Genomic DNA, 13,120 nt, shown 5'->3' with positions numbered 1-13,120 from the left:
TTACCATGTTTTCAGATAACAAAAAACCTAGGACTATGAACGAAATCGGAGGGCAGCCCAACAGGATTGAGAAGAATACCAAAATCAAAGGGGACATTATTTCCGAAGCGGACTTCCGTATAGACGGGAAGCTGGACGGCAATGTGAAAACCTCCGGAAAAGTCGTCATAGGTAAGGACGGTTATATCCACGGCAAGGTGGAATGCGTCAATGCCGATATTGAGGGCAGCTTTAACGGGGAACTCATCGTAAGCGACCTGCTGGCCCTGAAAAACACCGCCGTAATCGAAGGGACCGTGAGTGTTTCCAAACTCTCTGTAGAGCCCGGCGCTACGTTTAACGCCTCATGCAACATGTCCGGGAAGGGATCTGCCGGGTCAGCCGCTGCCGGTTCCGACCCGAAGTCCGGGTTAGGCAGCCTGGCCAATAAAGGCGAACGTGCCAAAGTCTCCTGATCCAAAACCCAATCGCAGCCCCTTGCGGAACCTGGCAGTACTCTCCGGGATTGCCGTGGAGATGGGGGTTATCATTTATCTGGGGGCCCAGGCAGGCCTTTGGCTGGATGCCCATTACCAGAATGAAAAGCGTCTTTTTACTGCCCTCTGCACCTTAGCGGCGGTCGGGATTGCGCTTTGGGTGGTGCTGCGCCAGATCCGGCATGTTAAATACTGAACATGAAAGTTGGGTTCCTTAGTCGGTTTTTTGGGGTACTGCTTTTAGCGATGGGGTTGGTGCTGGCGGGGCATGCCTTTATCCGGGCCCAAATGGGTCTCCCTGCCCTGGGCGACCTGCTCCCACGGTCCTATACTGTAAATTTTGTGCTCGCCTTTGGGATCGTAGCCGTCCTGTACGTCTTCCGGCAGCGGGCCAGCCACTACCTGGGCTTTCTGTTTATCGGGGGAAGCCTGTTGAAATTCCTCGCATTCTTCCTGCTGATCTACCCGGAGCTGCATGCCGACGACACCCTGAGCCGGGCCGAATTCTTTTCCTTCTTTGCCCCCTACCTGACGGCCCTAGTCCTGGAGGTGGTTTTTGCCTCGGGATTGCTGCGGCAACTGGAAAAGGAAGAAACCCCCTGAGCCCGGGGCTAACCGCCTTAAAATAAACTTTTAAATGCTTTTTTCTTTTTAGAGGAATAGCTTACATTTGCAGCGATTTTTAGCGACCCCTAGAATTGAGCAATATGCGAATGACCTTTGTAAGCAAATGCCTCCTGTTTTCCCTCTTTATGATCGGATCTGCGGCATTTGCCAAAGAAAGCCCGGAAGTTCAGGGAAACTCCCGGGAAGCGATCAAGGCCGAGATAGACGCATTCATCGAACACCACCTTCAGGACTCCCACGATTTTACCCTGTTCTCCTACACGGATGATGCTGGCGAAATGCACCACGTGGGCTTCCCCCTGCCGGTAATCCTCTGGGATGACGGCCTGAAAATCTTCTCTTCCTCCCGTTTGCACCACGGGGAATCCGTGGCTGAGGTCGATGGCAATTACTATACCCTCTACCACAGTAAAATCTACAAGACCAATGCCGCCGGGGACGTAACTCTGGACGACCACCACCACCCCACCAACGCCAAGCCGTTGGATTTCTCCATCACCAAGAACGTCTTTATGATGCTGGTGACCGCCCTGTTGCTGCTGTGGATCTTCAGCAGCCTGGCGCGCAGCTACGCCAAACACGGGGCTGTGCCCCGGGGTATCGGGCGCTTCTTTGAGCCTATTGTACTCTACATCCGCGACGATATTGCCATTGCCAACATTGGCGAGAAGAAATACAAGCGGTACATGCCCTTCCTGCTCACCGTATTCTTCTTTATCTGGTTTCTGAATATGTTTGGCCTTACTCCCCTGGGGGTAAATGTTACCGGGAATATTGCCGTAACCACGGCCCTGGCCGTCCTGGTATTCCTGCTCACCAATTTTACAGGGACCAAGGACTACTGGAAACACATTTTTGACCCCCTGGGCGACGGGATGCCCTGGTATGGGAAAGCCATCCTCTACCTGATCCTGGTGCCGATTGAAGTCCTGGGGATCTTTATCAAGCCCTTTGCCCTGTTGATCCGTCTCTATGCGAACATGACAGCCGGGCACGTGGTACTGATGAGCCTGATCGGGTTGATTTTTATATTCAAGAGCTGGATCGGCGGACCGCTGTCCTTCGGCCTGAGCTTTGCCATTTCGATGATCGAGGTACTGGTAGCCCTGCTGCAGGCCTATATTTTCACCATGCTGGCGGCCCTGTATTTCGGATTTGCTTCTGAAGAGCACGACCACGACCATGGGGACGAACCCGAACTGGCACATTTATAATTTTAGAATCGAATTGTTTAATCCTTTAATACCTGTTTTATGGAAATTCCAAGTGTAGTAGGTGCAGGTCTGGCCGTAATCGGTGCCGGTATCGGTATCGGTATGATCGGTGGACGCGCTATGGAGGCGATTGCCCGCCAACCCGAAGCCTACGGTAAGATTCAAACAGCGATGCTGATTGCAGCGGCGCTTATTGAAGGTATTGGTTTCGCCGCGATTTTCGCCGGATAAGTCAAGCCCACACAAAGGCGACCCTGACGGTTGGTCCGGGTCGCCCTTGTTTCTGGAATCCCAAACAACAACAAAACAATGGAAAAGTTAGTCAACGAGTTTTCAGCAGGTCTGTTTTTCTGGCAGATCATCCTCTTTGCCCTTTTGCTGTGGTTGCTGCACAAATTTGCCTGGAAACCCATCCTGAAGGCCGTAGAGCAGCGGGAAGAAGGTATCCGCAGTGCCCTGGCCGCCGCCGAGGAAGCCAAGAAGGAAATGCAGAACGTTACGGCCGACAGCGAGAAACTCCTGCAGGAAGCCCGCGCAGAGCGCGAAGCGATGCTGAAGGAGGCACGCGACATCAAGGATAAAATGGTAGCCGACGCCAAGAGCCAGGCACAGGCAGAGGGCGAGAAGATCATCGCCCAGGCCCAGCAGAGCATTGAAGGCGAAAAGAAAGCTGCCATCGCCGATATCAAGGCCCAGGTGGCTGAGCTGTCCGTGGAGATTGCCGAAAAGGTGCTGCGCGAGCAACTGAGCAACAAGGATAAACAACTGAAACTGGTCGACCAGCTGGTGGGCGACATCAAACTCCGCTAATCCATGAGTGAACTGAGAGCTGCAGCGCGTTACGCCAAGGCCGTTATGGAGTATGCCCAGGAGCAGAAGCAACTGGAGCAGGCGGAGCAGGACATGATCCTGATCCGCGAGACCCTGGCCGAAAACCGGGACCTCCGCACGGTTCTGAACAGCCCGGTGATCAAGGGGTCGGACAAGCAGGCGATCCTGGAAGGCCTTTTCAAAAAGGCTTCCAAGACCACCCTTAACCTTTTCGCCCTGTTGGAGGAAAACAAGCGTATTGGCCTGCTCGACGAAGTGGCCGGGCAGTTCATCCAACTCTACGAGGAGCTCAAGGGGCAGGATGTGGCCAGCGTACTTACTGCGGTGCCCCTTACCGAAGCCCTGGAGCAGAAAATCCTCAAACAACTCAAGGTCATTACCGGTAAGGATGTGACCCTGAACAACGAGATTGACCCCAATATGATCGGCGGCTTTGTGCTGCGCGTGGGGGATTTGGAATACAATGCCAGCCTGGACGGCAAGCTGGCCCATTTAAAAAGAACTTTAGTACAGAAATAATTGTAAACTCCGACCCGCCCGTACGGCGGGGTCGCCTTTTATACGACTAAGAAAATGGCAGGAATTAAAGCCGCTGAGGTATCAGCAATCTTAAAGAAGCAATTATCCGGGTTTGAGGCCACCGCCACCCTGGACGAGGTAGGAACCGTACTCCAGGTAGGGGACGGTATTGCACGGGTTTACGGCCTTTCCAATGCCCAGTACGGGGAGCTCGTGGAGTTCGACGGCGGCCTGGAAGGCATCGTGTTGAACCTGGAGGAAGACAACGTGGGGGTTGTACTGCTGGGCCCGTCCAAGGAAGTAATGGAAGGGGCCACCGTAAAGCGTACCCAGCGCATTGCCTCCATCAACGTAGGAGAAGGTATTGTAGGCCGTGTTGTGGATACCCTGGGTAACCCCATTGACGGAAAAGGCGCTATTGGCGGAGAGCTGTACGAGATGCCGCTGGAGCGGAAAGCCCCCGGGGTAATCTACCGCCAGCCGGTAAACGAGCCCCTGCAAACCGGGGTTAAGGCTGTTGATGCCATGATCCCGATTGGCCGTGGCCAGCGGGAGCTGGTGATCGGTGACCGCCAAACCGGGAAAACCACCGTGTGTATCGACACCATCATCAACCAGAAAGAGTTTTACGATGCAGGCGAGCCTGTATACTGTATCTATGTAGCCGTGGGCCAGAAGGCCTCCACCGTGGCAGCCATTGCCAAAACCCTGGAGGACAAAGGCGCCCTGGCTTACACCACCATTGTAGCGGCCAACGCTTCCGACCCGGCCCCCATGCAGGTGTACGCTCCCTTTGCCGGGGCTGCCATTGGGGAATACTTCCGCGATACCGGACGTCCGGCCCTGATCATCTATGACGATTTGTCCAAACAGGCGGTAGCCTACCGTGAGGTATCCCTGCTGCTTCGCCGTCCGCCCGGACGCGAGGCCTACCCCGGGGACGTGTTCTACCTGCACTCCCGCTTGCTGGAGCGCGCAGCCAAGGTGATCAATGACGACTCCGTGGCCAAGAACATGAACGACCTCCCGGAATCCCTGAAGGAAAAGGTAAAAGGCGGCGGGTCCCTTACCGCCCTCCCGATTATCGAAACCCAGGCGGGCGACGTTTCCGCTTATATCCCGACCAACGTGATCTCCATTACGGACGGTCAGATCTTCCTGGAGCAGGATCTCTTTAACCAGGGGGTTCGCCCTGCGATCAACGTGGGGATCTCCGTATCCCGTGTTGGGGGCTCTGCCCAGATCAAATCCATGAAGAAAGTGGCCGGTACCCTGAAGCTGGACCAGGCTCAGTTCCGCGAACTGGAAGCCTTCGCCAAATTCGGTTCCGACCTGGATGCCGCTACCCTGAACGTAATCGAAAAGGGTCGCCGCAACGTGGAAATCCTGAAGCAGGCCCAGGGAGACCCCTTTACCGTAGAAGACCAGATTGCCATCATTTTTGCAGGGACCAAGAACCTGCTGCGCGATGTGCCGGTAGAAAAGGTGAAGGAATTCGAACGGGATTACCTGGAATTCCTCGGGGCCAAGCACCGCGATGTGCTGGATGCCCTGAAGGCAGGAAAGCTTACCGACGAGATAACCGATACCCTTACCGCTGTGTGTAAGGACCTGTCGGCCAAGTATAAAGCCTAATACCCATCCCCGGGGCGGCCAGCAGGCCACCCCGGGGGCTTAAGAACCATCGTAAATGGCAAACCTTAAGGAAATACGCAATAGGATCGCATCGGTGTCTTCCACCATGCAGATCACCTCTGCGATGAAAATGGTGTCTGCGGCCAAGCTGAAAAAAGCCCAGGATGCCATCACGGCCATGCGCCCTTATGCGGATAAACTCACCGAGTTGCTGCAGAACCTGAGCGCCAACCTGGATGCAGACGGCGGCAGTCGTTATGCAGAGGCGCGCGAGGTACAGAAGGTACTGGTGGTGGCCATCAGCTCCAACCGGGGCCTGTGTGGCGCCTTCAATGCCAACATCAGCAAGCAGTGCGCTGCCCTGGTCAAGGATACCTATGCCGGCAAGCAGGTGCATTTTGTGACCATCGGGAAAAAAGCCGGAGACCTGTTGCGCAAGCAGCAGACCCTGGTTTCCGACCACAGTGCCATCTACGACGACCTTACCTTCGAGGCTGTAGCCGCCATTGCGGATGAACTGATGGAGCGCTTTTCCACCGGGGAATACGACCGTATTGAGCTGGTGTACAACCGCTTCAAAAACGCGGCCACCCAGATCGTGACTACCGAGACCTTCCTGCCCATCCAACCTGCGGCAGAGGCAGCGGAAACCACCAAAGGCGATTACATTTTTGAGCCTTCCGAGGCAGAAATCGTGGAGCAGTTGATCCCTAAATCCCTGAAGACCCAGCTGTACAAAGCGGTTCGGGATTCCTTTGCCAGCGAGCACGGTGCGCGGATGACGGCCATGCACAAGGCGACAGACAACGCAGGCGAATTGAAGGAACAGCTCACCCTGACCTACAACAAAGCCCGCCAGGCTGCCATCACCAACGAAATCCTGGAGATTGTTGGCGGTGCGGAAGCCCTGAGCAACGCCTAATCGGCCTTAATCCCAAAAAAAACAGACCCTGGCCCCGGCCAGGGTTTTTTTATGCCTTTGGGGAGGGGTTTGGGGCTTTGGCATCATAATTGGTTCCCTATCTTTACAAGAAAGATAGCCTATGAAATCTTTACGCGGCATACCATTGGGAATGACCCTGCTGGTGCTGGGCGCCCTGGGCTGCGCCTCCCAAAAGGGTTTTGAGGCGGACCCGCCCTTCCGGATTTCGGACCCTGTGGTCCGGGACTGGACCGGGGGCCGCGAAGCTTCAGGCTCCGGCACGGTATTGAGCATGCGCTGGGTACCTGAAGACCCGGAAGCCATGGTCCTGGAAACCCTTTATTTCCGTGGGCGTGCCCTGGATCCCCGAATAGAGGACACCGATACCGGGATGCGCTTAACGGCCTCTTACACCCGGACGCCGCTGCAGGTCCCGGACCGGGTAATGCATGCAGATTCCACCCGGGAAGTGGGGAACCAGCCGCCCATGCCCCTGCCGGAAACCCAGGCCATGCCTTTTGAGCTGGAGCGGGACCAGGCCGTACTGGCCTACACCCGTAAGGCAGATGGGCGCACTTATTATTTCAGGATTGACGGGATTGTAGAGAAACCCGGTCGTATCCTCCCGACCCGGCCCCAAAACTGACTTTGTCTGCGTTCGGGAAATGTCTACTTTAGGGAACCATAAGGCCGCCCCCTTTGAAGCTGTTTCAGAAACTCTTTAAGCAAACCTTTATCTATGGGTTGGCAACGGTGCTCCCACGCATGTTGTCCTTCCTTCTGGTGCCTTTGTATACGGGGGTCATGCCCCCCGGAGGCTATGGGGAACTGACCCTGATCTTCACCGCCTTTGCCATCTTTAATGTAATCCTGGCCTATGGGATGGAAACGGCTTTTTTCCGCTTCCATGCAGCCGAACAGGACAAGGGCCGCGTGCTGTCTACCGCCCTGATTTCGATCCTGGCTTCCACCTTTGGCTTTTTCCTGCTGGGGGCCACCTTCCGCACCCCCCTGGCCGGGTTGATGAATATCGACACCTCCTATTTCTGGTATTTCCTGATCATCCTGAGCCTGGATGCCCTGGTGATTGTTCCCTTTGCCCGCCTGCGCGCCATGGAAAAACCGGGGGTATACGCCTTTATTAAAGTGGCCAATGTGGCCACCAACATCCTGTTTAACCTCTTCTTCCTGCTGGCCCTGCCCAAACTGGCCACGGAAGACCCCACAGGGATCTGGGGGAGGCTTTACCTGCCGGATTTCCAAATTTCCTATATCCTGATCGCCAATCTGATTGCCAGCGGGATTACCCTGCTTATCCTCAGTGGGAATTACATACAGCTGAAATGGGAATGGGACCGGGCCCTGCTGCGGCGTATGCTGCGCTATGGCCTGCCCGTTATGGTGGCCGGGATTGCCTTTACCATTAACGAGGTGTTCGATAAATACCTGTTGTCCGAATTGTTGCCCATGAGCCAGGACGCCGCCCGTGCCGAGGTGGGCAAGTACGCGGCCTGCTATAAGCTGGCTATGTTTATGACCCTGTTTGCCACGGCTTTCCGCCTGGGGATTGAACCGTTTTTCTTCAGCCATGCCCAGTCCGAAAACCCCAAAAGGGCCTATGCACAGATCACTAACTATTTTGTGGTGCTGGGCAGTGTAATCCTGCTTGCCGTAGTGGTCTTCGCCGATGTACTGAAGGTGCTGTTTATCCAGAACGAGGCCTATTGGGAGGCCATGACTATTGTCCCGATCATCTTGCTGGCCAGTTTTTTCCTGGGGGTCTACCACAACCTTTCGGTCTGGTACAAGGTTACCGACCGCACTCGATTTGGGGCCGTGATTTCCATTGTGGGGGCGGTTATCACCATTGCGATTAACGTGATTTTTATTCCCGTTTACGGGTATTACGCCTCGGCCTGGGCAACCCTGGCGGCCTATGGCAGCATGATGGTCCTGTCTTACCTGTTGGGCAGGAAGTATTACCCCATACCCTATAACCTGCGGAAAATTGCCTTTTACCTGGGCCTTTCCCTGGTGTTTTCGGCCGTGGCCTTCTATGGTTTTAACAGAAGCTTGTATGCAGGCCTCCCCCTTCTTTTTGTATTTTTGGGAGTGTTGTATCGGCTCGAAAAGGAGTTGTTATTCAAATTGATAGGTGGAAGATGAAGGTTAGAGTGATCAACCGTTCCGGGCACCCGCTGCCCGAATACCAGACCCCGCAATCCGCCGGGCTGGACCTCAGGGCACATTTGGAAGAAACGGTGGAGCTGGCCCCCCTGGAGCGGGCCATTATCCCTACCGGCCTGTACCTGGAGTTACCCCCGGGGTACGAGGCCCAAATCCGACCCCGCAGTGGCCTGGCGGCCAAACAGGGGATTACTGTGCTGAACAGCCCGGGCACCATCGATGCCGATTACCGGGGTGAGATTGGTGTGATTCTTGTGAATGTATCCAACCAGCCCGTGACCATAACCCACGGCGATCGTGTTGCTCAAATGGTGGTGGCGCCTTTTGAGCAGGTATCCTGGGAAGAAACCGGGGCCCTGAGTGAAACGGAGCGCGGATCGGGTGGCTTTGGCAGTACGGGAAAGAAGTAAGCATAAACGCAATGAAAGTGCAAAACCCTGGCATATGGATGCTACTGGCCTGCATGCTCGCAGGAAGGGTTTCCCATGCCCAGGATATACCCAGCGCCGAACTTTTCCTTGAGGCCTATACGGATGCCTTTCAGGAAGCTTTTTTTGAAGCCTTACGGGAAAAGGGGATCGAAAATTACGACCGGGCCCGGGACCTGTTGTACGAATGCCAGAAAATGGAACCGGATAACCCCGTGGTAGACCACGAACTGGCCCGGGTGCTGGCCGCGGCCCAGCAATGGGATGCAGCCCGGGAACATGCCCTGGCTGCCGTAAAGGCCCGGCCGGAGGAATACTGGTACCTGCATACCCTGATGCGGGTACTGCAGGCCCGCCATCAAACCGAAAAGGAAATACAGGGGGTGCCTCTTGAGCAACCAGCCGTTCGGGAAAACCTGGCCCGCTGGTATGTGGAACAGGAAAAGGGGAAGGAAGCCCAGGCGTATCTGGAAGGCCTTCCGGAAACCGGCTCAATCCAGGCCCTTCGCCAACGGGCGGCCCAACTGGCAACCGTTCCTGAATTAGCGGCGGATACCCCGGCCCAACAGGTCATAGAAAAAACCGCTCCCTCCGAAGATGAACAATGGGTGCTGGAGCTCACTACCCTGGAACAGGAGCAGGCCTGGCCTGCCCTGCTAGCCCGGGCTACAGAAGCCGTGGAGCGCTACCCCCTGCAGCCCCAATTCTACTTTTTCAGGGGACTGGCCCTTTTGGAACTGGACCGTGCCTCCGAAGCCCTTGTGGAACTGGAGACCGGGGAATCCCTCTTGCTGGAACCCGGTGCCTGGGGCATCCGTATGTACCAGGCCCTGGAAAAAGCGCACCGCCTGTTGGGCCATCCCGAAAAGGCAAAGTGGTACGCCGATAAAATCAAAACCGGATTATGAAAGCGCTGATTCGAAATACCATTTGGATGCTGACTCTGGTCTTCATGGCCTCCTCCTGCGGGTCCACCAAGGTATTGGGCGGGGCTAAAATCGACCCGCGATTAACGGTGCGCAATGTGATCCGCAACCACATGTCCGCCCGCTCCGATTTTAAAACCCTGAGCGGCCGCATGGGCATAGACTATTCCGATGGGGAAGCCGAACAAAGCGTAACGGTATCCTTCCGGATGAAACGGAACGAAATCATCTGGCTGAGCGCCCCCCTGGGGGTGGTCAAAGTCTATATAACCCCCACCCGGGTCTCTTTTTACAACAAACTGGAAAACGAATTTTTTGACGGGGACTTCGATTACCTGAGCGGCCTCTTGGGTTCTGAAATCGATTTTGAGAAATTGCAGAATCTGCTTTTGGGCCAGGCTGTCGTGGATTTGCGGGAAGCCAAATACGACCTGGACTATTCCGAAGAGGCATATGAGTTAAAACCCCGGGTGGCGGCCGGCCTGTACAAGCTGTTTTTCCAGATCGAACCCAGTTATTTCCGTCTGGCATCCCAGCAACTTTCCCAACCGGAGGCCAGACGCCTTATGGAGATCCGGTATTCCAGCTACCAGCAGGTTTCCGGGCAGGTGGTGCCGGACCGGGTACATATTGCGGCCATTGAGGCGGACCAGCGCATCGATATCGGGATTACCTATAAACAGGTCGAAATCAACCGGGACTTGCGGTTTCCCTATCGCATCCCCAAAGGCCTTAACCCCATCGCAGCCAAGTGAGCGCCTGGCGGAGGCATACATCGGTTTTATGCGTGCTGGCAGCCTTATGGACAGCCTCCGGCGCCTATGGCCAGAACTCCGAACAAAAGGCCTTAGAGGCCCGCAAAGCGCAGATAGAGCAGGAGATCCGGGAGATTAACCGGCTGCTGTTGAGTGAACGTCGCCAAAAGGGGAGTGTCCTGGACCAAATGGAGGCCCTGGACCAGAAAATAAGCCGGCAGCAGCAACTCATCCGAATCACCAACCAGCAGTCCAACCTCTTAAACCGCCGCATCAATGCCAACATCCGGAACATCAGTAAGCTGCGGGAAGACCTGGAACGCCTGAAGGCGGATTATGCCGAAATGATCCGTAAATCCTATCGCAACCGCTCCAAACAGCACCGGTTGCTTTTCCTGCTATCCTCAGAATCCTGGTACCAGGCCTTTAAGCGGATGCAGTATATGAAGCAATACGCCCAATTCCGGGAGCGGCAGGGGCGTGAAATCCAGGAAAAAACCACTGAACTCACCACCCTGAACCAAGACCTGACCGCCCAGCGGAAGGAAAAGGAGCTTCTCATTACCCAGAACCGCAGGGTGCGGGATCAGTTAATGGCCGAAGTGCAAAACCAGAAGGAATTGCTCAAGACCATCCGCCAGAACGAGAGCGGGTATGCGGCCGAAATTGAAGCCAAACGCAAGGAAGCCCGTGCCATAGACCGGCAGATTGAACGCCTTATCCGTTCGGCCATTGCCGAATCGAACCGGGAATCCCGGGCCCGCGGCGGTACTGCCAGTACCTTCGCGCTTACCCCCGAGGCCAGTGCCCTGGCCAGCAATTTTTCGGCCAACAAGGGCCGGCTGATCTGGCCCGTGGAAAAGGGGGTGAAGAAACAGGGTTACGGCGTATACCAGGATGCGGTTTATCCGGGCATCAAGCACCAGAGCAACGGGGTCATTATCGCCACAGACCAGGGGGCCAAAGCCCGGGCGGTCTTTGAAGGGGAGGTTATTGCCATCCTGGCCGTACCAGGGGGTAACAAGGGCGTGCAAATCAAGCATGGGAACTACATCAGCACCTATTACAACCTCTCGCAACTCTATGTAAAGAAAGGCGACAAGGTACAGGCTAAAGAGGCCCTCGGCGAGGTTTATACCAATCAGTCTAATGGGCTTACCCAGCTCAAATTTTATCTGTATCGGGATGCTACGCGCCTGAATCCGGAGGAATGGATCTATCGCCTTTAATACAAAACCAATGAGTATAATATCAGATATTTCAGGGGGTTTCCCTTTGCAGAATGGGGTTACCCTGCCCTACCTGGGGCTTGGGGTATACCTTTCCGAAAACGGGGGGGAGGTAGAACAGGCCATCGCCTGGGCCCTGGAGGCCGGGTACCGGAATATTGACACCGCCAGTTTTTACGGCAATGAGTCCGGGGTGGGGCAGGCGGTCCGGGAAAGTGCCCTGCCACGGGAGGCCATCTTTGTAACCAGTAAGGTTTGGAATGCAGACCAGGGGTATGCCAGCACCCTGGATGCCTTTGAGCGCAGTATGGAGGAGCTGGGACTGGAAGTGCTGGATCTGTATCTGGTGCACTGGCCGGTACGCGGCAAGTTCCGGGATACCTGGAGGGCGATGGAAGAGCTTTATAAGAAAGGAAGGGTTCGGGCCATAGGGGTCAGCAACTTCCTGAAGCACCATTTGGAAGCCCTGGAAGAAACCTCCCGCATCCGCCCCATGGTGAACCAGATGGAATTCCACCCGTATCTGGTGCAACAGGAATTATTGGAGTATTGCCAGGCGTGCCAGATCCAGTACCAGGCCTGGTCGCCCCTGATGCAGGGCCGGATAAAGGACCAGCCGGAATTACTGGAAATGGCCGGCCATTACGGGAAGACCCCGGCGCAGCTGGTGTTGCGGTGGGATTTGCAAAAGGGGGTGGCTACCATCCCGAAGTCTTCACGCCAATCCCGCATCCTGGAGAATGCGGACCTCTTTGATTTTGAAATTTCGCCAGCGGATATGCAGCGGATTGACGCCCTGGACCGCGGCCACCGTTTCGGGCCGGACCCGGATACCTTCGACTTTTAGTCCCCGCCCATAAAAAGGGCCTTCAGCTCCGTGGCATCGTGGGGTTTCATCTTGCCGGCCAGTACCAGGCTCAATTGCTTGCGCCGCAAGGCGGCTTCGTACCGCTCCTTTTCCAGGTCTGTTTCCGGCCGGATGGGGGGCACCTCCGTGGGGATGCCCGTATCATCCACCGCTACAAAGGTGTAAATAGCCTCATTGGCCTTGGTGCGTTCCCCGCTAAACCGGTCTTCGATCCATACGTCTATAAACACCTCCATAGAGGTCTTAAAGGCCCTGGACAGGGCCGCTTCCACGGTAACCACACTCCCCAGGGGCACAGAGCGGTTAAACGCTACGTGGTTAACAGACGCGGTAACGGTAATCCGGCGGCTATGGCGGCGGGCCGCAATACTGGCTGCCCGGTCCATGCGCGCCAGGAGCTCGCCCCCGAAAAGGTTGTTCAGGGGGTTGGTTTCACTGGGCAGGACCAGGTCCGTCATCACGGTACGGGATTCGCTGGGTGTCTTGGCGTTCATCCGGGTGGT

General features: G+C 55.7%; 17 protein-coding genes. 16 read left to right on the top strand and 1 reads right to left on the bottom strand.

All coding sequences use genetic code 11. The features are described from left to right. Positions 1–5 precede the first annotated feature (5 nt). The 16 genes from OZ410_RS03930 (at position 6) to OZ410_RS03855 (ending at position 12,596) form a co-directional block, all read left to right on the top strand. Complete coding sequence (locus OZ410_RS03930; RefSeq protein WP_277706612.1) at positions 6–455, top strand: bactofilin family protein; 450 nt, start codon at positions 6–8, stop codon at positions 453–455. Between the two features lie 22 nt (positions 456–477). Next, on the top strand, positions 478–672 hold the full coding sequence (locus OZ410_RS03925; RefSeq protein ID WP_277706611.1) for an AtpZ/AtpI family protein: 195 nt from the start codon (positions 478–480) through the stop codon (positions 670–672). Between the two features lie 2 nt (positions 673–674). Beyond that, positions 675–1,079, top strand: coding sequence for a DUF6168 family protein (locus tag OZ410_RS03920; protein ID WP_277706610.1), 405 nt, complete (start codon positions 675–677; stop codon positions 1,077–1,079). 104 nt (positions 1,080–1,183) lie between these two features. Continuing rightward, entirely contained in the window at positions 1,184–2,317 is a 1,134-nt protein-coding gene (gene atpB / locus OZ410_RS03915; protein WP_420917743.1) for a F0F1 ATP synthase subunit A, read from the top strand. Between the two features lie 39 nt (positions 2,318–2,356). Then, on the top strand, positions 2,357–2,548 hold the full coding sequence (atpE, locus tag OZ410_RS03910) for an ATP synthase F0 subunit C (RefSeq protein ID WP_015753297.1): 192 nt from the start codon (positions 2,357–2,359) through the stop codon (positions 2,546–2,548). 78 nt (positions 2,549–2,626) lie between these two features. Next, complete coding sequence (locus OZ410_RS03905) at positions 2,627–3,127, top strand: F0F1 ATP synthase subunit B (protein ID WP_277706609.1); 501 nt, start codon at positions 2,627–2,629, stop codon at positions 3,125–3,127. Positions 3,128–3,130: 3 nt separating this feature from the next. Beyond that, complete coding sequence (gene atpH, locus OZ410_RS03900) at positions 3,131–3,667, top strand: ATP synthase F1 subunit delta (RefSeq protein WP_277706608.1); 537 nt, start codon at positions 3,131–3,133, stop codon at positions 3,665–3,667. A 54-nt stretch (positions 3,668–3,721) separates the two neighbouring features. Next, entirely contained in the window at positions 3,722–5,302 is a 1,581-nt protein-coding gene (gene atpA, locus OZ410_RS03895; RefSeq protein ID WP_277706607.1) for a F0F1 ATP synthase subunit alpha, read from the top strand. Between the two features lie 55 nt (positions 5,303–5,357). After that, positions 5,358–6,224 (top strand): ATP synthase F1 subunit gamma, encoded by an 867-nt coding sequence (atpG, locus tag OZ410_RS03890; protein ID WP_277706606.1) that lies wholly within the window; start codon positions 5,358–5,360, stop codon positions 6,222–6,224. Between the two features lie 121 nt (positions 6,225–6,345). Beyond that, complete coding sequence (locus tag OZ410_RS03885; RefSeq protein WP_277706605.1) at positions 6,346–6,870, top strand: hypothetical protein; 525 nt, start codon at positions 6,346–6,348, stop codon at positions 6,868–6,870. A gap of 53 nt (positions 6,871–6,923) precedes the next feature. Continuing rightward, positions 6,924–8,390: a lipopolysaccharide biosynthesis protein gene (locus OZ410_RS03880; protein ID WP_277706604.1), complete on the top strand. Its 1,467-nt coding sequence runs from the start codon at positions 6,924–6,926 to the stop codon at positions 8,388–8,390. Then, on the top strand, positions 8,387–8,821 hold the full coding sequence (gene dut, locus OZ410_RS03875) for a dUTP diphosphatase (RefSeq protein WP_277706603.1): 435 nt from the start codon (positions 8,387–8,389) through the stop codon (positions 8,819–8,821). Before OZ410_RS03880 ends, dut begins: the two co-directional genes overlap by 4 nt. Before the next feature lie 38 nt (positions 8,822–8,859). Further along, on the top strand, positions 8,860–9,747 hold the full coding sequence (locus tag OZ410_RS03870; RefSeq protein WP_277706602.1) for a tetratricopeptide repeat protein: 888 nt from the start codon (positions 8,860–8,862) through the stop codon (positions 9,745–9,747). Next, the gene (gene lolB1, locus OZ410_RS03865; protein ID WP_277706601.1) at positions 9,744–10,520 is read left to right on the top strand and encodes a lipoprotein insertase outer membrane protein LolB1; all 777 of its coding nucleotides are present in this window, start codon (positions 9,744–9,746) and stop codon (positions 10,518–10,520) included. Before OZ410_RS03870 ends, lolB1 begins: the two co-directional genes overlap by 4 nt. A gap of 32 nt (positions 10,521–10,552) precedes the next feature. Then, positions 10,553–11,749 carry a murein hydrolase activator EnvC family protein gene (locus OZ410_RS03860; RefSeq protein WP_277706600.1) on the top strand — a complete coding sequence of 399 codons (1,197 nt, stop codon included), beginning with the start codon at positions 10,553–10,555 and terminating at the stop codon, positions 11,747–11,749. A gap of 10 nt (positions 11,750–11,759) precedes the next feature. Continuing rightward, entirely contained in the window at positions 11,760–12,596 is an 837-nt protein-coding gene (locus tag OZ410_RS03855; protein WP_277706599.1) for an aldo/keto reductase, read from the top strand. On the opposite strand, the gene OZ410_RS03850 is transcribed toward OZ410_RS03855, so the two are convergent. Further along, positions 12,593–13,111 carry an acyl-CoA thioesterase gene (locus OZ410_RS03850; RefSeq protein ID WP_277706597.1) on the bottom strand — a complete coding sequence of 173 codons (519 nt, stop codon included), beginning with the start codon at positions 13,109–13,111 and terminating at the stop codon, positions 12,593–12,595. The genes OZ410_RS03855 and OZ410_RS03850 overlap by 4 nt on opposite strands. Positions 13,112–13,120: the final 9 nt, after the last annotated feature.

The organism is Robiginitalea aestuariiviva, assembly GCF_029537735.1.
GTDB lineage: Bacteria > Bacteroidota > Bacteroidia > Flavobacteriales > Flavobacteriaceae > Robiginitalea > Robiginitalea aestuariiviva.
The sequence above is the reverse complement of the archived record's forward strand: the minus strand, read 5'-3'. Positions and strand labels throughout refer to the sequence as shown.

Coding starts and splice junctions, on each gene's coding strand:
- OZ410_RS03930 (WP_277706612.1), top strand. CDS start 6: ATGTTTTCAGATAACAAAAAACCTAGGACTATGAACGAAATCGGAGGG.
- OZ410_RS03920 (WP_277706610.1), top strand. CDS start 675: ATGAAAGTTGGGTTCCTTAGTCGGTTTTTTGGGGTACTGCTTTTAGCG.
- atpB (WP_420917743.1), top strand. CDS start 1,184: ATGCGAATGACCTTTGTAAGCAAATGCCTCCTGTTTTCCCTCTTTATG.
- atpE (WP_015753297.1), top strand. CDS start 2,357: ATGGAAATTCCAAGTGTAGTAGGTGCAGGTCTGGCCGTAATCGGTGCC.
- OZ410_RS03905 (WP_277706609.1), top strand. CDS start 2,627: ATGGAAAAGTTAGTCAACGAGTTTTCAGCAGGTCTGTTTTTCTGGCAG.
- atpH (WP_277706608.1), top strand. CDS start 3,131: ATGAGTGAACTGAGAGCTGCAGCGCGTTACGCCAAGGCCGTTATGGAG.
- atpA (WP_277706607.1), top strand. CDS start 3,722: ATGGCAGGAATTAAAGCCGCTGAGGTATCAGCAATCTTAAAGAAGCAA.
- atpG (WP_277706606.1), top strand. CDS start 5,358: ATGGCAAACCTTAAGGAAATACGCAATAGGATCGCATCGGTGTCTTCC.
- OZ410_RS03885 (WP_277706605.1), top strand. CDS start 6,346: ATGAAATCTTTACGCGGCATACCATTGGGAATGACCCTGCTGGTGCTG.
- dut (WP_277706603.1), top strand. CDS start 8,387: ATGAAGGTTAGAGTGATCAACCGTTCCGGGCACCCGCTGCCCGAATAC.
- OZ410_RS03870 (WP_277706602.1), top strand. CDS start 8,860: ATGCTACTGGCCTGCATGCTCGCAGGAAGGGTTTCCCATGCCCAGGAT.
- lolB1 (WP_277706601.1), top strand. CDS start 9,744: ATGAAAGCGCTGATTCGAAATACCATTTGGATGCTGACTCTGGTCTTC.
- OZ410_RS03855 (WP_277706599.1), top strand. CDS start 11,760: ATGAGTATAATATCAGATATTTCAGGGGGTTTCCCTTTGCAGAATGGG.
- OZ410_RS03850 (WP_277706597.1), bottom strand. CDS start 13,111: ATGAACGCCAAGACACCCAGCGAATCCCGTACCGTGATGACGGACCTG.